This window comes from Desulfovibrio sp., assembly GCA_016208105.1.
Classification (GTDB): Bacteria; Desulfobacterota; Desulfovibrionia; order Desulfovibrionales; family Desulfovibrionaceae; genus Fundidesulfovibrio.
In genome coordinates, this window is the sequence record JACQYS010000001.1 from 107,230 (window position 1) to 126,969 (window position 19,740).

At 61.7% G+C, this 19,740-nt stretch carries 15 protein-coding genes; all 15 read left to right on the forward strand.

What is annotated here, in order from left to right:
* Window positions 1-4 precede the first annotated feature (4 nt).
* The 15 genes from tadA (HY795_00515) (at window position 5) to HY795_00585 (ending at window position 19,614) form a co-directional block, all read left to right on the forward strand.
* Window positions 5-2,095: a Flp pilus assembly complex ATPase component TadA gene (gene tadA / locus HY795_00515; protein ID MBI4803698.1), complete on the forward strand. Its 2,091-nt coding sequence runs from the start codon at window positions 5-7 to the stop codon at window positions 2,093-2,095.
* Window positions 2,092-3,321, forward strand: coding sequence for a type II secretion system F family protein (locus HY795_00520; protein MBI4803699.1), 1,230 nt, complete (start codon window positions 2,092-2,094; stop codon window positions 3,319-3,321). The genes tadA (HY795_00515) and HY795_00520 overlap by 4 nt, the downstream gene beginning before the upstream one ends.
* Window positions 3,322-3,330: 9 nt before the next feature.
* Window positions 3,331-4,239, forward strand: a complete 909-nt coding sequence (locus HY795_00525; protein MBI4803700.1) for a hypothetical protein — start codon at window positions 3,331-3,333, stop codon at window positions 4,237-4,239.
* Between the two features lie 42 nt (window positions 4,240-4,281).
* Entirely contained in the window at window positions 4,282-4,794 is a 513-nt protein-coding gene (locus HY795_00530; protein ID MBI4803701.1) for a hypothetical protein, read from the forward strand.
* A gap of 18 nt (window positions 4,795-4,812) precedes the next feature.
* On the forward strand, window positions 4,813-6,516 hold the full coding sequence (tadA, locus tag HY795_00535; protein MBI4803702.1) for a Flp pilus assembly complex ATPase component TadA: 1,704 nt from the start codon (window positions 4,813-4,815) through the stop codon (window positions 6,514-6,516).
* A 12-nt stretch (window positions 6,517-6,528) separates the two neighbouring features.
* Window positions 6,529-7,413, forward strand: coding sequence for a type II secretion system F family protein (locus tag HY795_00540; GenBank protein MBI4803703.1), 885 nt, complete (start codon window positions 6,529-6,531; stop codon window positions 7,411-7,413).
* A gap of 34 nt (window positions 7,414-7,447) precedes the next feature.
* On the forward strand, window positions 7,448-8,836 hold the full coding sequence (locus HY795_00545; protein ID MBI4803704.1) for an FHA domain-containing protein: 1,389 nt from the start codon (window positions 7,448-7,450) through the stop codon (window positions 8,834-8,836).
* Window positions 8,829-9,791 (forward strand): FHA domain-containing protein, encoded by a 963-nt coding sequence (locus HY795_00550; GenBank protein ID MBI4803705.1) that lies wholly within the window; start codon window positions 8,829-8,831, stop codon window positions 9,789-9,791. The genes HY795_00545 and HY795_00550 overlap by 8 nt, the downstream gene beginning before the upstream one ends.
* A 2-nt stretch (window positions 9,792-9,793) precedes the next feature.
* Window positions 9,794-11,611, forward strand: coding sequence for an FHA domain-containing protein (locus HY795_00555; protein MBI4803706.1), 1,818 nt, complete (start codon window positions 9,794-9,796; stop codon window positions 11,609-11,611).
* Window positions 11,612-11,628: 17 nt separating this feature from the next.
* Window positions 11,629-12,375: a Stp1/IreP family PP2C-type Ser/Thr phosphatase gene (locus HY795_00560; GenBank protein ID MBI4803707.1), complete on the forward strand. Its 747-nt coding sequence runs from the start codon at window positions 11,629-11,631 to the stop codon at window positions 12,373-12,375.
* 225 nt (window positions 12,376-12,600) lie between these two features.
* Complete coding sequence (locus HY795_00565) at window positions 12,601-13,920, forward strand: alpha/beta hydrolase (protein MBI4803708.1); 1,320 nt, start codon at window positions 12,601-12,603, stop codon at window positions 13,918-13,920.
* Between the two features lie 86 nt (window positions 13,921-14,006).
* Window positions 14,007-15,134, forward strand: coding sequence for a hypothetical protein (locus HY795_00570; GenBank protein ID MBI4803709.1), 1,128 nt, complete (start codon window positions 14,007-14,009; stop codon window positions 15,132-15,134).
* A 68-nt stretch (window positions 15,135-15,202) separates the two neighbouring features.
* On the forward strand, window positions 15,203-16,780 hold the full coding sequence (locus HY795_00575; GenBank protein MBI4803710.1) for a carboxylesterase family protein: 1,578 nt from the start codon (window positions 15,203-15,205) through the stop codon (window positions 16,778-16,780).
* A gap of 71 nt (window positions 16,781-16,851) precedes the next feature.
* A complete protein-coding gene (locus HY795_00580; protein ID MBI4803711.1) occupies window positions 16,852-18,180 on the forward strand; it encodes an alpha/beta hydrolase in 1,329 nt (442 codons plus the stop codon).
* Window positions 18,181-18,387: 207 nt separating this feature from the next.
* Complete coding sequence (locus HY795_00585; protein ID MBI4803712.1) at window positions 18,388-19,614, forward strand: alpha/beta hydrolase; 1,227 nt, start codon at window positions 18,388-18,390, stop codon at window positions 19,612-19,614.
* Window positions 19,615-19,740 lie beyond the last annotated feature (126 nt).

Sequence of the window (19,740 nt, forward strand, 5' to 3'; positions counted from 1 at the left end):
GGCCATGGCAGGCAGGCTCATCTCGCTTTATTCCTCCAAGGGGGGAGTCGGCAGGACTTTCCTGGCCGTGAACCTGGCCGTGGGCCTGCGCCTGGAAACCCGGGAGAAGACGCTCCTGGTGGACATGGGCCTGCCCCTGTCCCTGGATGCCGCCAAGATCATGGACTTAAAGGGCGTGGGCACTCTGGATTCAGCCCTGGCCGCAGCGGACAAGATCACACCGGCCATGCTCAAGAGCTTTGCCACCCCGCATCCGGGCGGCATTGACGTGCTGGGCCTTTCCGGTGGCGGTCAAACCGCCGTGGCCCCGTCGCAGTCCGCCCTGGAAGCCCTGTTCGAAAAGCTCCTGGCGGTCTACGGCTGGGTCGTGGCCGATCTTGGCCCGGGATACGGGCCGGTCCAGGAGAAGATGCTCGATCTCTCCAGCATGATTCTCATGCCCGCCATCCCGGACCCCCTGGCCCTTGAACACACCCAGGCGGACTTGGCGTTCCTCATGCGCAGAAACTATCCCAGCCATGTGGCGCGCCTGGTCCTAAACCGCGCCGGGGAGGACCCCCGCATCACCCGTCAAGTCGTGGAAGCCATGACAGGGCGCGATGTCCTGGCCGTCATCCCCCACGACAAGGATGTCTGGGCCAACATGTCCGGCGGGCGCACCTACCCGAAGGACCATCCCCTCCACGAAACCGCCAAGGCTTTCGACTCCCTGGCTCACGCCATAGTGAAGGCCCTGGCTCAGGACGCACCGGCAGGCACTCCCGGAGAGGGGCAGGAGGCCCCCCCCGAAGAGAGGGATCTGGACCAGGTCAAGCAGACCGTGCACCAGAAGCTTCTGGAAACCTTCGATCTCAAGTACAGCGACATGCGCGCCGAGAGCGACCCGGCCAAGCTCGCGGAGCTGCGCGAGGATGTCACCCGCCAGATCATCCTTATCCTGGACCAGGAAGTGCAGATACGCTCCCGTCAGGCTCGCGACGTCATCGTGCGCGAGGTGCTCCAGGACGTGCTGGGCCTTGGTCCCCTGGAGGACATGCTGGCCGACCCGGGCATCTCCGAGATCATGGTCAACCGCTTCGACACCATCTTTGTGGAGCGCAAGGGGAAGATAGAGCCTTCAATTCGTCGCTTCCTCTCGGAGAGCCACCTCATGCGCATCATCGAGCGCATAGTGGCCCCGCTCGGCAGAAAAATCGACACGAGCACGCCCATGGTGGACGCACGCCTATCGGACGGCTCCCGGGTAAACGCCATCGTCCCCCCTCTGGCCATAAAGGGAGCGGTGCTCACTATCCGTAAATTCCCGGAACGCAAGCTCACCAGCAAGGATCTGATCGATCTGGGCTCGCTGGGGACCCAGATGGAGGAATTCCTGCGCGCCGCGGTGCTCTCGCGGCTCAACGTGCTCATCTCCGGCGGCACGGGCTCGGGCAAGACCACTCTCCTCAATATTTTATCCGAATTCATTCCAAGCGAAGAGCGCATCATCACGGTGGAGGATTCGGCCGAACTCAAGCTCGTCCAGCCCCACGTGATAACCCTGGAAGGAAGGCCCCCAAACATCGAGGGCAAGGGCGAGGTGACCATCCGGGACCTGGTGCGCAACTGCCTGCGCATGCGTCCGGACCGCATTGTGGTTGGCGAGTGCCGTGGTTCCGAGGCGCTGGACATGCTCCAGGCAATGAACACCGGCCACGACGGATCGCTGACCACCATCCACGCCAACAACGCCCGCGAGGCCTTAAGCCGCCTGGAAACCCTGGTGCTCTTCGCCGGATTCGACCTGCCGACACGGGTCGTCAGGGAACAGATCACCGGAGCCCTGGACCTGATCGTCCAGATCAAGCGTTTCAAGGACGGCAAGAGACGCATCGTGCAGATTTCCGAGGTCACCGGCATGGAGGCGGACATCATCACCCTGGGCGATGTCTTCTCCTTCCGCCAGGAGCCGGCTCCGGAGGGAGAGGTGCGGGGCGTGTTCGTGGCCACGGGCTATGTGCCACGCTGTCTGGCACGCTTCGAGGAGCGCGGCGTGAGCGTTCCCCGGGAAATATTCTGGGCCGCAGAGAGCGGGGCGGCGGGAGGCGTACGATGACGTTCTTTCTGGGAGCGACGCTCCTTATCCTTTTCTGGGGCTTAGGCTACCTCTGGCTGGTGACACTATTGCCTCCAGACCGGCAGGGCTGGCCGCTCAGCCTGGAGAGATACGCCGCCAGGGTGTCCCTGTCTCTGGACGACATGTTTCTGCCGGTGGGGCTGGCCAAAGCCAGGACAGCCATCCTTGCCCTGGCAGGAGCGGGCGCGCTGGTGGGATTCATCCTGCCAAGCGCTGCGGACAACTTCGAACGCCTGTCCATCGACCAGGCCGTGGAGTTCAACCGGGCCGGAAACTACAAGGCGGCCCTTTCCTCACTCTCACGCTATAAAGAGAGCACCTCGGCCCTTGCCCACAATGAATTGGGCGTGGCCTACTATGGCACAGGCAACATGGACCAGGCCGAGCAGGAGTTCCAGAAAGCCCTGGAACTCAAACCTCAATACGCCAAAGCCCAATCCAACCTGGCTATCATGCGCGGCCTGCTAGGAGACCCGCAGCGTCAGGCTTTCGAGGAAGCCCGGGCCAGGCAGGCCGAGCAGTTGCCGATGGACCTGGAGGAGCTCTACCCCCAGAGCGAAAGCCTGGCAGGAGAGCTGACCCTGCGTCTGTTCTGTGCCGGGATTTTCGCTTTGGCCTTTCTTCAGATCCCCAAAGGGGTCCTGGCGCTCATCAAGCGAAGGCGCGTCAAGCGCTTCGAGGCCCAACTGGCCGACGGTCTGGTCATGGCCTCCAACGGGTTGCGCGCCGGGTTCAGCCTGCTCCAGGCGCTGGATTTGACGGCCTCCAAGAGCCAGGCCCCGCTGTCCCAGGAGTTCGGGCTGGTGCTCAAGGAACACCGCCTCGGCGCGGACTTGAACGAAGCCCTGCGCCATCTGGCCCAACGCATGCCCACCGCGGACACGCAGATCTTCGTCAACTCCGTGAGCATCCTTCGCGAGACCGGCGGCAACCTCACCGAGATATTCGACACCCTGGCCGAGACCATCCAGGAACGCAAACAGATACAAACCAAGATCAAGACCATGACCGCCGAGGGCGAAACGCAGGCCTACTTCCTGGCCGCTCTGCCTGTGGTGCTGGGCTTCATCCTCTACCAGTTGAACCAGGAATCCATGACCCTCTTCTTCACCACGTTCGGTGGCTGGCTCATGCTTATGCTCATGGGCCTCATGGAAGTGGTGGGTATAGCCATGATGTTTAAGATCGTACGAGTCAAAGTTTAGGGGGTTGCCATGCGTCGATGCTCGTTTTTCGCCGTCATACCGGTACTCCTGGCTACCTGCTTGTGGGGCTGGCCCGTAAGCGCCGCGGACGACGGGGTACGCTTGGGGCCCCCGGCCCAGGGCAAGGCCAAGGAATCCATCGATCTGCACAAGGCTCTCGGCGTGGACATGCGCAATACTCCCGAGGGCCAGCTGCTGATGCAAAAATCCGGCAGCAACATCGAGACCCAGAAGTCCCGTTCAGTGAAGGCTCCTGGGGGCCAGGACGCCGGACCGTTACGCCAGGCACCCTCCCAACAGTCCGTGAATTCGGTCCAGGGGCCGCAAGCCAAGGGTATGGAGAAGCAGAGCGGTCCTGGGGCTCGGTCAATCGAAAGCCGCACCATCCAGGAACGGAAAACTCCCGAGGCTCGCGACATCACCGCAGAACAGGCCCCGGAGGCCAGGAACCTGGAAAAAATGGACGCTCCAGATGCCAGGGAGATAGAGAAGAAAGAAGCGCCCAAGGCTAAGGAGATAGAAAAGAAAGAGGCGCCCAAGGCCAAGGAAATACAGAAGAAGGATGCGCCTGAGGCCAAGGAGATAGAAAAGGTGGACGCTCCTGAGGCCAAGGAGCTGGAGAAACAAAACGCCGCCAATGCCATGGGGATAGAGAAGAAGGACGCTCCGGCTGCCAAGGAGACGCAAAGGAAAGATGCTCCTTCCGCCAAGGAAATAGAGAAGAAGGACGCTCCCTCAGCCAAGGAGCTGGAGAAAAAGGATGCTCCTTCCGCCAAGGAAATGGAAAAGAAGGACGCCCCTGAGGCCAAGGAGATGGAAGAGAAGGAAGCTCCGGAAGCCAAGGAGATGGAAAAGAAGGACGCCCCTGAGGTTAAGACCATGGAGATGAAGAAGGCGCCGACCGCCAAACCGTTCTAGTGCAAACCGTATTCAACGATTGATCTGTTCAAGGAGCTTCGCATGAAACGACACCATGTGGCCGCGTTTCTGATGGCCCTGGCCGCTTTTGGGCTCTGCGCCTGCGCCGGGGTCAAACCCAAGTCGCCCCCGCCTCCGGACGTGGTCAAGCTGGACGCCCAGAGCTTCTCCCGGGAGATCCGTTCCGGCTCGGGCCTGGCCCTGGTGCTCTTCTACAACGACCGCTTCCCGCAGTCGCGCGAGATGCAGGGCCGGCTGGACAGCCTGGCCGCCAAATACAAGGGCAAGGCCATGTTCGGCTCCTTCTTCTGGGAGCTCGACTCCGACGGAAGCGCCTACAAACTGGAGATGCTCCCCACCCTCGTGATGTACCGGGACGGCAAGGAAGTGGACCGCATGCGGGGAATTCCCTCTGAGCGGGCCTTTCAGGAAAGCCTGGGTGACGATTTGGAGCTTTGGCTCTTGAAAACAGGCCTGAGTCTCTCGAGAAATCAATACTATGGGGACTTCACATACCGCTTCAACAACACCAGCCGTCTGGGTGCGAGCAACTAAGAAGTGGGGAATCCCGGCATGAACGAGGCTGCCACAGCGCTCAATGAGAGGCTCCGCCGGGCTTTCGCCCAGCGGGGCCTTGCCGGGGCCTTGCTCGACGCCCCCGACGGGACGCTTTTGTCGGACCACCTTCTGGCCCAGGGCAAGGCCTCGGGACAGGCCGTGAACGAGGTCCTGCAGGAGGTTGCCGGGGTCAAGGCCATGGACCCCTCCCTGGCTCCCTTTGACCCGGAGTTTCTGCGCCAGGCGGGCAAGCTTCTTTCGCGTCAGGAGGCTTTGGCCGAATCCGCGTTCCCCATCCGGCTGGAGCAGGGCAAGGCCCATGTGGTCATGGCCGTGCCGGGCGACGAAGCCTCCAGGTCCCGGCTTGAGCATCTGCTCGGCTCTAGCCTGGTAGTCTATGTTTGCCATGGCCAGGGCATCCGCAAGGCCATCGAAACGTCGTTTCCTGAGATTCAGGAAGATCGCCCCTCGTTCGACCCCGCGGTCCAGGCCGAGCGGGCTGCCAAGGCCATAAGCCGCTTGACGTCGGAGACGGGCAGAGAGCGCGACCCTGCTGAAGACGCGGAAGTGGTGGCGCTTTTGCGCGCTGTGCTCACGGAGATGGCGTACGACGGGGCTTCGGACATTCATTTCGAGCCCAGCGTCCGCGTCTTTCGGGTCAGATGCCGCAAGGACGGCATCATGCGCGTGGGGCATGAGTTCCCTCCTGTGCTGGGCAGGGCCCTGGTCCGCCGGGTCAAGATGCTCTCAGGCATGGACCCGGCCCAGACCCTGCTGCCCCAGGACGGTTCCATCGAGTGCAATCTGGTCAAGGAAAGGCCCCTGGACATCCGCGTCTCCGCCCTGCCTTCCCTCTACGGAGAGAAATTGGTGCTGCGCCTGCTGGATACGGGCAAAAAAGGCCTTACCCTGGAGGACTTGAGCCTTGAAGCCCGGGACATGGAGGTTCTTTCCCGGGCCATCGCAGCTCCCAACGGACTCCTGCTTGTTACCGGCCCCACTGGAAGCGGCAAGACCACCACGCTCTACGCCGTGCTTGGCCAGCTCAACACCCCTCGGGTGAACATCCTCACCGCCGAGGACCCGGTGGAATACCGTCTCGACGGAATCACCCAGGTCCCGTGTCCGGGCGGGGACGGCATGACCTTCGCCCAGGCATTGCGCGCCTTCCTTCGCCAGGACCCGGACATCGTCATGGTGGGCGAGATCCGAGACATCGAAACCGCGGACACGGCGGTCAAGGCGGCCATGACCGGCCATCTGGTGCTCTCCACCCTGCACACCAACGACGCGGCCGGAGCCGTCAGCCGTCTGGTGAACATGGGCGTGCCCGCGCACCTCGTGGCCGGAACGCGCATCACAGTGGCGGCGCAGCGCCTCGTGCGCCGGATCTGCGAAAAATGCCGCAAGGAAGTACCGCCGCCATCCCAAGACCTTTTCCGGGACGTGGCCCTTCTCCCCCCAGGGACAACCTTTTATTCGGGCGCTGGGTGCGAAGCCTGCCGCGGAACAGGATATTCCGGCCGGATAGGGGTTTACGAAATCTTCACTGTGAGCGAAGAAATGGAGCGCATCATCCTGTCCGGGGCAGTAAGCGCGGACATCCGCCGCGCTGCCGAGGCGGACGGTATGACCACGCTGCGCCGGGCCGCGCTTATGCGTCTTGCCCAGGGGCTTACAACCGTGGAGGAAGTGCTCCGCGTAACCGTGGACTCATAAAGGACGGTTCCGATGGACATCTGGTGGATCAAGGCGGCTGGGTATCTGCTCTTTTTTGCGGGAGTGTCCGCCAGCGTCTATTTTCTGCTCCCCAGACCATCCGGGGTCAAAGAAACGACCCGGACCGAGGTCGAAGCAGAGGATCTCACTGGCGAAAGCGCCGGCCTGGCGGGGCTGTTAAAGCCTGTCTACGCTCCGTTGGTCCGCTTTGCCGCCCTCGTGCTCCCCGCGGGGTACGGCCAGAGCTTGAAGAGCTCCCTGGTCACGGCAGGCATCGATCGCAAGGTCTCGCCAGAGGAGTTTTTGGCCTTCCAGGGGGTCATGCTCTGCATCTTCTGCCTTATGGGGTGGCTGTTCAAACCGCAGTTCTCCATGGTCCTGGGGTTTGGGGCACTGGGGCTTTTCTATCCCTACTGGTGGCTGGTGGACAAGAAGCAGGCCCGCCAGAAGGCCATCACCACGGCCATGCCGGACTCCGTGGACATGCTGGCCCTTTCCACGGCTTCGGGCCTGGACTTCCTGGCCGGAATGAAACGCATCTGCGATCTGACAGCTAAGCGCGACCCCTTCGTCTCGGAGCTGGTTGTCGCCTACCAGAACATCAAACTCGGAATGTCCACCGAAGAGGCCCTGAAAACCATGGCTCTGCGGGTGAACACCCCGGAGATGCACGCTTTTGTCTCCATCCTCATCCAGGCGCAGAAGATGGGGTCGAGCATTTCCGACGTGCTCAAACTCCAGGCCATACGCATGCGTCAGGACCGCTTCATGCGAGCCGAACGCGCCGGGGCCGTGGCCACCCAGAAGCTCCTGCTGCCGCTGGTACTGTGTCTGTTCCCCATCATTTTCGGCGTGATTTTCGGACCCTACGTTTTGAAATACATTTACAGCCGGTGAGGCCGGTCCATTCCTAATGCCGGAGGCAGCCAGGATGCTGATACTCACAATTAGCAAGGGCCCCGAAACGGTGTGCTCCCTGGATCTCGGGCCGGGCAAACACCTTGTGGGCCGCAAGGAGGGCTGCGCCGTTGTCCTGGCCGACCCGGACGTTTCTTCCGTGCACGCTCAGATAGAGGTGGGTGAACGCGAAGTCGTGGTCAAGGACATGGAAAGCCTGAACGGGGTCTTCAGCCGGGGCAACAAAATCGGCAAGGTCTCGTTCTCCCAGGACGTCGACTTTGAAATCGCGGGATATTCCTTCAAGGGCCGGTTCAAGGCTGAAAAGAAGCGCTTGGGCCTGCCCGCGGTATCCAAGCCCAGCCTTACTGTGCTGGTTTCGGCAATGCTTCTTTTGGCAACGCTGTGCACGCTGTGCGTCTTCTGGATAGCCGGGGCGAGTTCCGTGCACAATTTTACCCAGCGCGAGTCTCTTCGAAGGGGGACACTGCTGGCCCGCTCCCTTGCGGAGCAGAATGTGAGCCCATTAAGGGCTAAGCTTGCCGACCAGGTCCGGGTGACGCCCGTGTCCGCGGAGGAGGGAGTTCGCTACGCCTTCGTGGCCGATCAGTACGGCAAGGTTCTTGCCCCGGCCCAGGCCATCGGCAAGGTCCTGTCCCACTCCAAGATCGCTGAGGCCCTGCGCGAGGGCCATACAACCATGTATGACAGCCCCGAGGGCGATACCATCCTGGTAAGCCCCATCAAGGATGCCGAAGGAGTGCTTGGGGTCGCGGTGTTAAGCTACGCGCCAGGGACCGGGTTGGTTGGTCCGTCCCTCGTATGGTCCGCTCTTTTGGGCATTGTTGCCGCCGTGAGCCTGGCCCTTGCGGGCGCCTGGATTGTGCTCAGGGCTTTCTTCGGCCAGATCAGGTCCCTGGCTGAACAGATCGGCCTGGCATTGAAATCCGGCAAACACGGCCTGAATCTCACCGATATGGACCCCGGTCTGGCCGATCTGGGCCAGGCTGTGGAGCGGTTGCTCCTCCTGCCACGCGCCCAGGGAGAACCAGAAAGAGACCACTTTGCAGCAACCACGGCTCCACCCCCCGCACCGTCCGCCCAGGACCGGAACGAGCCGGCCCCGGCAGACGCCGACCTGGAAGCGCAACCAGGCCCATGCTTCCTCATGGACTTGGCCGACTACCGCATTCTTGCCTGGAACCAGGCCTTTGGCCCCCTGGCCGCATCAGGGGTCAAGGCTCCCGTGCACTTGTTGCGTGGGCTGAACGACCCAGACCACCTCACGGCCGTGCTTGGGCTGTTGGAAAATCCCGAGGATCGTGGCGAAAGCCCATTGGCAGGGACTTACTCCTCGGTGTCCAAGATTCCCGCAGGCCAGGGGCAGGCCGTGTTCCTCTTCAAGGACACGCACCATGGATGACCGCACCCGCTACAGCGCTCCGGCCGCGAGTTACCTTCTGGTCAAGGAAGGACCGGGCCAGGGGCGCATGTTCCTTCTCCTGGACGGCGAAACCACCATCGGTCGCGCTCCGGAAAACACTATCGTTCTTGATCCGGGAGACGTGAAGGCCTCGCGGCGCCATGCCCTGATCCGCGTGGAGGCGGGGCTTGTCAGCGTGGAGGATCTTGGGAGCAAGAACGGTACGCTCTTGGACGGCAAAGCGGTTACCAAGGCCCCTCTCGCTCCGGGGGCCGAGTTGTGCGTGGGCGAGACGGTGTTCGTGCTCTCCCACGCCGGACAGGAAGAGCACGGTGCTGAGGATGGGGAGCCTTCAAAAGGCGTGTCCAAGCCCGGCCGTCGCAAGGTACTCTACGTCGCGGTTGCGGTTTTAGCCGTGGGGGCTTTGTTCCTGGCCATAATGGGCGGTGGGAAAGAGGGCGGCGAGGCCAAGAAACAAGGAGCGACTGGTCAGGCCCAGCAGACCCAGACGAGCCAGGCTCAACCGGGCGAGGTCCTACCTCCCCAGGCTCCGGCCGCGATTCAGGGAAAGACAATCCAGAGCCAGACCGCCGATGGGCAGGCCCCGCAGACCCAGCCTGGTATTCAAAGCCAGACGGAACAATCCATGGAATCCATGCGCCTGGGCCAGTTCTATTACAACTCAGGCAAACTCAAGAAGGCCGTGGAGCAGTGGCGCGAAGCTGTCAGGCAGGATCCCGGCAACGCCCAGGCCTCCAAGCTCCTTGTGCGCGCCGAAGGCGAACTGGACCAGCTTGTGGACAAGCACTACCGCCAAGCCCTGCTTGCCCTCAGGTACCAGCGCACCGAAGAGGCAAAAGCTGAATTGCGTCAGGTGGTGGAGAATTCACCCAACCCGGATGACGAGCGCACCCGGGACAGCCTGAAGAAATTAGACGAACTTGGAGGCAGATAGGAATGCTCATTCTGACTGTTTCCCGAGCGGGAGAACACTTCACCGAACTCAAAGCCTCCGGTGATGCACCTGTTACCCTCGGCAGTTCAAACGCCAATACCCTTCCTCTTCCGGACGACGCCCTGGCCCGCGAGCACTGCGTCCTCTCAATGGCCGGAGCGCAGTGGGTGCTTACGGACCTGGCCGGTGGCGGCGTTTTCGTGAACAGCTCCCCCGTCACCCAGCGCACCATGGAGGACGGGGACATCATCGGTCTTGGCCCCTTCAAGCTGGTGGTCAGTATCAAGCCAGACGAGACCCAGGCCAGGCCTCTGTCCCAGGACCCGGTCCAGTCATCCGGGCAGGCTGCCGTGCCTGCTCAAAAGGGCGAGTCGATTCCTGCGGCGCAGCCTGATTCCGACACCGGGCCAGCCCAGGACAAAACGGTATTCAGGCCTCGCCCCACGTTTGAAGGCCAGGGAGCAAACGCACTCGAGGTGTTCGAGGGCCCCAGGCAGGGTCTGATCCACCGCTTCGGTGACACGTTGCACATCGGCCGCGCTTCCGATTGCGATCTGGTCCTTGATGATCCGTCAATCTCCAGGCAGCACGGCCTTGTCTCACGCTCCAAAAAGGGATGGGAAGCTAAAAGCCTGCATGATCGCAACCCCTTGACTCTGAATGGTCAGGCCATAAGGACAGCGCCCGTCAAGACCGGCGACATTCTTGGCGTGGGACCGGCCCGCCTGCGTCTGGTCCTGTCGGCTGAAGCCGCCGCTCCCAAGCGCCGTTTTGAAATCCCTCCCGTCCTGCAGAACCGCAAGGTTCTTTTGGGCATAGGAGCCGGCGTATTCCTTGTGCTCGTGCTGGGTCTGTTCCTGTCCGGCCCGGAGAAGAAACCCGGCGACAGCGTCCTTCAGGAGGCTCGCCAGAAAGAGCGGGCCATGGATGAGGCCGAGATTTCGCGCAAGGTGTCCACACTCATGGTGCAGGGACAGAAGCTTGTGGATCAAGGAGAGTGGGATCAGGCCGTGGCCCGTTTTCAGGCAGTGCTGGACATCCAGCCTGGCAATGCCGAGGCCACGCGTTCAGTGGCTGATCTGCGTGGCAAGATCGCCGAGCGCGAGGCCAAGGCCCGCGAGCGGGAGCGTCAGACGGCCGAGCTGCACAAGAAAGTGGTGGGCATGATTGTTGAGGGCGACAGGCTGCTGTCTCAGGGTAAATTCGACGAGGCTGCCGCGGCCGTCGGCAAGGCCTTGAAAGTAAGCCCGGACGACAAGGAGGCCCAGGATCTTCTGGCCAAGATAACCCAGGCATCGGAAGCCTCCCGCCGGGCGGCCGAGGAAAAATCGCGCAAGCAGGCGGAGTCCAGGGCTCGTCTACGGGATGTGTATGCCAAGGCGGACGAGTATGCCAGAATCGGGCAGCTCTATCAGGCCATGAAGCTCTACCGCGAGGCCTCGGCTGAAGACACGGACCAGGCCAGAGCCGCTGACGCCAAGGCCAAGGCCGCCCGGCTGCAGGACACCCTGGTGAAGCAGGTGATGCCTGACTACAACCAGGGGCTCAAATACTACTCCCAGAAGAAATACCACGAAGCCCTCAAATGCTGGCTCAATGTCCTTGCGGTCTATCCCGAGGCCAAGGAGACTAACGCCAAGGTGGCCGAACTCAGGCCGACCATGGAGGCCGAAGCCAAGCGTCTTTATGAAGAAGGCCTGGTGTATGAGGGGCTTGGCAACCGCCAGGAAGCCATGAAACGCTGGGAAGCCGTTCTGGAGATCATGCCGTTCGAGGACAATCCCTATCGCCTGAAAGCACTGGCCAAGCGCGGAAACTGAGCCACGGAGGTCGACTGATGAGGATCGACGCCGCTGGGCTCACTGACAAGGGGAGCGTGCGGGAAAACAACGAGGACGCCTTTCTGGCGGATTCCCAAGCCGGGCTGTTCCTGGTGGCCGACGGCATGGGGGGGCTTGATGCCGGAGAGATCGCCAGCCGCATTGCCGTGGAGACCGTGGCCGCGCGTCTCATGGCAGCCAAGGAAGCCCATTGCCAGGACACGTCGCAGGCTCTGGAACGTTTAGTGGCCCAGGCCTTTGAAGAGGCGAACGAGCGCATCCACCGTTTCGCCCGGCAAGGGGCCGGGCCGGCGGGAACTGGGACCACCCTTGTGGGACTTGTGCGTTGCGGCGACCAGTTCGTTCTGGCCAACGTGGGCGACAGCCGTGCCTACCTGATAAAGGATCAGGACATCCGGCAACTCTCGGAAGACCATTCGCTGGTCATGGCCAGGGTGCGCCAGGGCCTCATAACACCCGAGGAAGCCGCGCGCAGTCCGGAGAAGAATGTCATCTACCGGGCGCTTGGCATGGAATCGAATCTTCAGGTGGACACGTGTGTCGTCCAGGCCTCGGCTGGCGACGTTTTCCTGCTCTGTTCGGACGGCTTGAGCGACGTCCTGGCTGATCACGAGCTTCTTGCCCCAATATCTCAGTCCAACGGGGCTCCCTTGAGCGATATCTGCACCCGGTTCATCGACTTGGCCTTGGAGCGTAAAGCCCGGGACAACGTCACCGTGGTCCTGGTGCGGTGTCTCCCGTAAGCGGGTGACAAATATTTTTCTGCCTTATTGCCTGCCTTTCCCTCTTTCCGCTTTTTTACAGTTCACGTTGTAAGGAAAATGTCAGGATTGCCGGGTATGACGCTGTCATCGTGAAGTGTCAGATGTTTTCCGGATTCGGTCACGCGGTTTCCGGCGAGTCGGCATGGAAAACGTTCTCGTCCCGTGCTTTTCGGCGAACAACTTTCAACCGTGAAGGATCGCACTATGTATAACCGCACCTTGCTGATGGTTTGCACTCTGCTGTCGGCCTGTCTCTTCATGTCGTGCGCGGCCAATGGACCTCGGGCCGGTACCGCAGGAGCAAAGGATGCCAAGGTCTCCGGAGCGGCGGAAAAAGAATTCGACATGCACGCCCCCTACGTGCGCTACCATTTCGCCGACCCGGACATGGACTTCACCTTCGGCTCCGTGGTCCTTGGTTCCACGATCAATCATGGTTGTGAGACTGGGGAGGCCTTCTACACAGCGGCCAACATCAAAGACGGCGACGCCGCCAGCTGGCAGGAACAGTGGATAAAGATGGCGGAGAGGGTAGAGGCCAGAGGGGAAAAATCATTGGCCGCCGGGCACAAGGTAAGCGCGCGCGAGCAGTTGCTCAGAGCCTCCAACTACTATCGCTTCGGGCTGATGGCCATGATGCCTGACGATCCACGTCTGATGGCGATTGGCGCCAAGAGCCGGGCGGCCATGAAGAAGGCCGGCGCGCTTTTTGACCCTCCTCTCGAGTATTTCGAAGTCCCATTTGAGGGCACGGTGCTCCCGGGCTATTTCCGCAAGGCCAAGAACGATTCCGTCCCGCGCAAGACCCTTTTGATGCTTGGCGGTGGAGAAACATTCGCCGAGGACCTCGTCTTTTACATCATGCCGCAGGCCATAGAGCGCGGGTACAACTTCGTTACGCTCGACATGCCCGGCCAGGGACTTCTTCCCGCGCAGGGGAAAACCTTCCGGCCTGAGATGTACCATGCGGTGAAAAAGGGAGTGGATTACGCCCTCTCCCGCAAGGAAGTGGACCCCGCCCGTCTGGCCGCCTTCGGGATCTCCGGCGGCGGCGGCTTCGCTCCCCAGGCCGCACAGCACGACCCGCGCATCAAGGCCGTGGTCATGAACGCCTGTGTGATCGATGCCCACCCGCTTTTCGCAAGCATGACCCCGGTGGTTACCGCCACACCGGATGTCGTCAAGACGTTCACGTCCTTCCACGGTAACACGGTGAAGATAATAGCCTGGCGCTGGGGCGTGAGCATGGACAATGTGCCGGGCCTTGTTGAGGCCAACAGGGGCTTCAGTTTCGACCCCGCAAAAGTGACCGTACCTGCGCTGTCCCTGGTGGGCGAAGGGGAATACCAGGGCGAGGAAACTCGCAGGCAGCAGAAACTCTGCATAGACGGGCTGCCCAATCCCATTAAGGGACTGGTGGTAACTCCTCTCAACGAGGGAGCATCCAACCACTGCGTCATGGAAAACCGTAGTCTGGTGGGCCAGGTTGTGTTTGACTGGCTCGACGAAGTGTTCAAGAAATAATCGACCAACGGCATCTTTGGCGGCGCGCATCTGGTTCATTCAGGGCGCGCCGCCGGGTGCCTCGGGGCAGGCCGGGAGGGTGTGAGATGAAAAAAGGTTGTTGCGGCAAAATCATCGTGTTTCTGGTGTTGGCCGCGTTGGCCTTGCTTTCGGGCTGCTCCTCCATCGGGCCAAGCCGAATGGTCCAGGACCGCACCGATTACGTCGCCTCCCTCACCGAATCCTGGAAGCGCCAGATACTGCTCAATATCGTCAAGGTCCGCTATGTGGAGCCAATGTTCTTCATGGACGTGGGCGACATTGTGGCCGGCTACACCGTCGAGACCGGGGGCACTGCCGGCTTTTCGCGCTCCATGTACGACTCGCCGACCCCGATAACAGACAACAACAACCCAGTGTTCGGCAACTTCGGCAGACTGGAATTCGGAGTGAGCGGGCGGTTCACCGACCGGCCCACCGTCACCTACAAGCCCATGACCGGAACCCCGTTCCTCAAGGGTATCATGTACGCATTGCCCTTGCGTAATATCTTGGGTGGGCTTGATACGGGGATATCGGCGCAATTTCTTTTCAATCTTGGCGTTCGCTCAATGAACGGCCTGCGCAATGCGTCGCTAACAGCCAAAGGCAGCGCATCGGCGCAGGATGAATTCAGGAAAGCGGTGGAGTTGTTGGCTCAGTTGCAGCTGGCCGGAGCCTTGCGGATAAGGAGCGAGCCCTCCCAGAGCGGCAAAGAGGGGAAGTTGCTGATGTCGCTTGGAGGCAAGCGTTCTACCCCGGAGGTGGTCGCTCAAGCAGGGGAGTTGCGGGTGCTTCTCGACTTGGACCCGGCGTTGCAGGAGTATGAGGTGATAAACGCCCCGGAAGCCCAGAACCGCGGACAGATCGCGCTGCAGACGTATTCCTTGATGCAGATCATGGCCGCTGTGGCAGCCCGGGTGGACATACCCGAGGCGGACATCGCCTCGAAGCGGGCCCTTCCCAAACCGCTTGAGGCGGCGGGTGAAGGCGTGATGGGCGCGGTTTCTGTGCGCAGCGGGGCGGTAAAGCCAGGGGACGCCTTCGCGGCGATCAATTTTCATGGCCACTGGTTCTGGGTGGATGATCGCGACCTTGCCACCAAACGGGTATTCTCCTTTCTCATGCTGGCCTTCACCTTGATGGATGAAAAGGCAGGTTCTCCGCCGCTGCAATTGACCATACCGGTGCAATAACGCGGCCAGAGCGAGGGACGTTTTAGTCTTTGGGCAGAGAAGCGGATGCTTCTTTGAAGGAGAGACGCATGAAAACGCACATATTGGTTGCGAACTTCTTTTTCTTGTTGCTCTCTTTACCTGGAGTGGTGTTGGCCGGAGAGTCCAGAACCGGCGTCGTCTTGCTGGACAGTGGCCCTGTGCGCGGCAAAGTGGAAGGTGGAATACGCGAATTTCTCGGTATTCCCTACGCCGCGCCGCCCGTGGGCGAACTGCGCTGGAAACCTCCGCAGGCTGTCGCAGCCTGGACAACGGTACGAAACGCCACGGCATTCGGTCCGGCCTGCCCGCAATCTGGTCCGCTGGAACCCGGCTGCGCCGAGGACTGCCTCTCCCTGAACGTCTGGACGCCCGCCCGCAAGGCCGGGGACAAACTCCCGGTGATGGTTTGGATACACGGAGGCGGGTTCAATTTCGGCGCCACCTCGCAGTCGGAATACCACGGGAGAAACCTCGCCGGAAAAGGCGTTGTGGTCGTGACAGTCAACTACCGCCTGGGGCCACTGGGGTTTTTCGTCCATCCGCAGCTCGCGGCCGAATCCGGAAAGGCCGTGGCCGGAAACTACGGCCTGCTCGATCAGATTGAGGCACTTCAGTGGGTGCGGCGCAACATTGCCGCATTCGGCGGCGATCCAGACCAGGTGACCATCTTCGGCCAGTCCGCCGGTTCGCGCTCGGTATCCCTGCTTACCCTGAGTCCTCTGGCCAAGGGGCTCTTCTGCCGGGCCATCGCCCAGAGCGGCGGACCGATTATCGGTTCTGAGTATCTGAACCCTTTCTTTGACGGGAACATGCCCAACGTTTCGCGCATGGGCGAAACGTTGGGCGACCGCCTGGGCTGCCCCCAAGGCGTCGACGCCTTGTCCTGCATGCGAGCCAAGCCGGCTAGCGAGGTGATCAAAGCGGCGGACTGTAGCACCGGCCTTTTCGACGAAGGTCTCTTTTTCGCCCCGGTATTCGACGGATGGGTTGTCCCCAGCGATGTTCGCACGGCCTTCTCGCCGGGCGCACCGCACGACGTGCCCATGATTGTGGGAAGCACGGGCGACGAGGGAACCGTCTACCTGCGCGGCGAGAAGGACCTTTCTCTCGCAAAATATCAAGCCTTCCTGAATGCCAGGTTTGGGCAGGACACGGCCGAGGCCTTGGCCATGTTCCCGGCCAAGGACGACCGGGACGTATACCAGGCCATCAATAGGTTCATAACCGTGGCCGTGAACGCCCAGCCCGCGCGGCTTATGGCCCGGACCCTGGCGGAGGGTAACTCCAAGGCCTTCCTTTACCGTTTCACCCGGCGTCCGAACACGGCCAAAGCCCGCGAACTGGCGGCCTTCCATGGGGTGGACCTGGCCTACGTGTTCGGAAATATGGCTGATTCTGAAGGGTATACGGCCGCAGACAGGGAACTCTCCCGCCAGGTGATGGCCTATTGGGTGAACTTCGCGAAAACAGGCGACCCAAACGGCCCGGGGCTCCCCGCCTGGCCAGCCTATGACGCACGGTCCGACAGCAACCTTAATTTTGCGGACACCGTTCAGGCCGAGCAGCATCTTTACCAGAGGGAATGCGATTTCATCGACAAGGTGTCGCGCTTTCGCCCGAACTGAGTGAGCGTCGTGCCCGGTCCGTACCCTTCCGCTTTCTCCGAAACAGGGATCAACGAGAAGGAGCCTGTCCGATGAAACTTGCCCGCATCAATCCCCTGGTCATCCTGGCGGTGTTTCTCTTCGCGGCGCTCCTGGAATGGGGCGCTGTTTCTCCGGCGCGGGCCAGCGGCGATACGGCCTCTCAATCCATTGGCGTCGCCGAACGGGCCATGGACAAATTCCTGTTCAATGACCGGGCCTTTGTGTTCCAGACCCTGTGGCATGCGGGTGTGATCGTTTCCGGCGGGGCGGATCTGGGCGAGTTGCTGAGCGTAACCAGCAGAATACAAGATGGCGACACGGAAAGCTGGTACCGGGCCTGGAACGACATGGCCCAAACACTGCGAGTCAAGGCCGATGCGTACGCCGCTGCCGGTCACGCCCAGAGCGCCATGCAAACCTATCTCCGGGCCACCAACGCCTTCCGGGCCGCAGGGGTTTTCCTCTACGGCACCGAACGGGGGGGAGCGTCCTGGCAGGACGGCCGCGACACATTCCTCAAGGCCGCGGCACTCTCCCAGGGACGCATCCGGCCCGTACGCATCCCATACGAGGGAACCACCCTGCCGGGATACCTGCTCACCCCGGACAACAGCGGCAAAAAACGGCCCCTGTTTCTGCTCCAGACCGGCCTGGACGGCTCGGCCGAGGATCTCTATCTCATGGTCGGCGCCCAGGTGGTGAAGCGCGGATACAGTTGTCTGATCTTCGAAGGACCGGGCCAGGGGGAGATGATCATCAAACAGGGCCTGCCCTTCAGGCCCGACTGGGAGAAGGTGGTCACCCCGGTGGTGGACTTCGCGGTGGCCCTTCCCGAGGTGGACGGCGAACGCATGGCCATCATCGGCTACTCCATGGCCGTGCCCAGGGCCCTGGCCTTTGAGAAGCGCATCAAGTGGGGCATCGCCAACGGAGGAGTGTGGAGTGTTTATGACGGGATCGTGAACCAGCTGCCCGAAGCGGTGCGAAAGATTGCCGCAGACCCGCGCCAGGCCGACGCCGTGGACGCGCTTATCTATCAGGAAATGGACAAGAGCCTGGCGATGCGCCACGCCATCAACCAGCGGCTGTGGGTCTTCAAGGCCGCTTCGCCAAGTGAGCTGTTCCGCAAACTAAGACCCTACACCGTGGCCGACACCGCAGGCAGGATCAAGGCTGAAATGCTGGTGGTCAACTCCAATGCCGACACGGTGAACGACTCCCAGGTTCAGTCCAAACAGTTCTACAAAGCGCTCAAAACCAAGAAAACCTTCCTGGAGTTCGACGCCAGCCAGGGCGCCCAGTTCCATTGCCAGATCGGGGCCTTTCTGGTGTCCAGCGAGGACATCCTCAATTGGCTGGATGAGAGGGCCAAACCGTGACCATTCAGGCGGCCCAGGGGGGGAGAAGCCTCTGTGCTTGAACCGCAACATCAGCGTCCAGCATGTTGGCCAAAACCATCTCACGCGGGAGCTCTCTGCATGTCTGTGCGCGCTGTGATGACGGGCTACGCCCTTCTGTCGGCTTGCCTGCTGCTTTCGTGCGCTTCCCAGGCGCCTCAGACCGGTGTTGCCGAAGCTCAGGGCCCCATGCACGCGCAAACGGCGGATCGGGCGGTGGATCCGCACGCGGCGCATTCGCGTTTCCGCTTCTCGGACCAGACAATGGACTTCGTGTTCGGTTCTCTGGTCCTTGGTTCAGCCGTGAACCACGGCTGCGAAATTGGCGAAGCATTCGCCACAGCGAACAACGTGAAGGATGGCGACGCGGCGAGCTGGCAGGAACAATGGCTGAAGACCGCAGCCCTCATCGAGGCGAGAGGTGAAACAGCATTGTCTGCGGGACATGCCGTCAGCGCCAGGGATCAGTTCCTGCGGGCCAGCTACGCCTACCGACTCGGCATGGTGTCCATGCTCCCGGACGACCCCCGCTTGAGGGAAACGGCCAAGCGCAGCCGCGACCTGATGAACCGGGCCGGAAAGCTCATGCAGCCTGAGCTCATGTACTTCGAGATCCCCTTTGAGGGCACCGTGCTCCCCGGATACTTCCGCAAGGCGTCTGCCGCGAATAGGCGTACCAAGACGCTCATCATGATCGGTGGCGCGGAAACCTTCGCCGAGGACCAGTATTTCTACATAGCCCAGCAGGCTTTCGAGCGCGGCTACAACTTCATGACAGTGGACCTGCCCGGCCAGGGACTTCTTCCCCTTGAGGGGCGCTTTTTCAGGCGGGACATGGAGGTGCCCATAAAGGCCGTGGTGGACTACGCCTTAAGCCGCAAGGACGTGCACCCCAAGCGCCTCGCCGTCTATGGCATAAGCAGCGGGGGCGGGTTTGTCCCTCAGGCGGCCGAACATGACGCGCGCATCTCCGCGATTGTCATGAACAACTGCGTGGTCGATGCCGGGGCCGGTGTGGCCAAAATGGCCGTGGCAACGGCCACACCGGAGGTCGCCAAGGGCTGGTCCTCCTTCAAACGCCAGAACAACCAGCTTATCGCCTGGCGGTTCGGGGTGGACATGAACAACCTGCCCGGCCTTGTCGAGGCCAACACCGGATTTCGTTTCGATCCCGCCAGGGTTGCCATGCCCGCGCTTATCGTGGTGGGCAGCGGCGAATACAAGAGTCCGGAGATCGAGCGGCAGACGAAGCTGTGCCTCGATTGCCTGGGGAGCAGCAGGAAAGATCTGGTGATCACCCCGGCCGAGGAGGGCGCTTCCAACCACTGCGTCATGGAAAACAGAAGCCTCATGAGCCAGGTGGTCTTCGACTGGCTCGATGACACGTTCAGGGATGCTGTGCGACCAAGACCGTGAACTCCACGCCGGGGAAGCGCTGGCCGTTCGCAATCATCCGGCCATGCCCGCGCGGGCGGCGCTCTCTTGCCATCAGCATCCAGGAAAGCTAGGTATCTTCCACTTTTTACAACCCTCACGCACGCT

Bases quoted from the DNA above. Each gene is read 5' to 3' on its own strand.
- tadA (MBI4803698.1), top strand. From the start codon at position 5: ATGGCAGGCAGGCTCATCTCGCTTTATTCCTCCAAGGGGGGAGTCGGC.
- HY795_00520 (MBI4803699.1), top strand. From the start codon at position 2,092: ATGACGTTCTTTCTGGGAGCGACGCTCCTTATCCTTTTCTGGGGCTTA.
- HY795_00525 (MBI4803700.1), top strand. From the start codon at position 3,331: ATGCGTCGATGCTCGTTTTTCGCCGTCATACCGGTACTCCTGGCTACC.
- HY795_00530 (MBI4803701.1), top strand. From the start codon at position 4,282: ATGAAACGACACCATGTGGCCGCGTTTCTGATGGCCCTGGCCGCTTTT.
- tadA (MBI4803702.1), top strand. From the start codon at position 4,813: ATGAACGAGGCTGCCACAGCGCTCAATGAGAGGCTCCGCCGGGCTTTC.
- HY795_00540 (MBI4803703.1), top strand. From the start codon at position 6,529: ATGGACATCTGGTGGATCAAGGCGGCTGGGTATCTGCTCTTTTTTGCG.
- HY795_00545 (MBI4803704.1), top strand. From the start codon at position 7,448: ATGCTGATACTCACAATTAGCAAGGGCCCCGAAACGGTGTGCTCCCTG.
- HY795_00550 (MBI4803705.1), top strand. From the start codon at position 8,829: ATGGATGACCGCACCCGCTACAGCGCTCCGGCCGCGAGTTACCTTCTG.
- HY795_00555 (MBI4803706.1), top strand. From the start codon at position 9,794: ATGCTCATTCTGACTGTTTCCCGAGCGGGAGAACACTTCACCGAACTC.
- HY795_00560 (MBI4803707.1), top strand. From the start codon at position 11,629: ATGAGGATCGACGCCGCTGGGCTCACTGACAAGGGGAGCGTGCGGGAA.
- HY795_00565 (MBI4803708.1), top strand. From the start codon at position 12,601: ATGTATAACCGCACCTTGCTGATGGTTTGCACTCTGCTGTCGGCCTGT.
- HY795_00570 (MBI4803709.1), top strand. From the start codon at position 14,007: ATGAAAAAAGGTTGTTGCGGCAAAATCATCGTGTTTCTGGTGTTGGCC.
- HY795_00575 (MBI4803710.1), top strand. From the start codon at position 15,203: ATGAAAACGCACATATTGGTTGCGAACTTCTTTTTCTTGTTGCTCTCT.
- HY795_00580 (MBI4803711.1), top strand. From the start codon at position 16,852: ATGAAACTTGCCCGCATCAATCCCCTGGTCATCCTGGCGGTGTTTCTC.
- HY795_00585 (MBI4803712.1), top strand. From the start codon at position 18,388: ATGCACGCGCAAACGGCGGATCGGGCGGTGGATCCGCACGCGGCGCAT.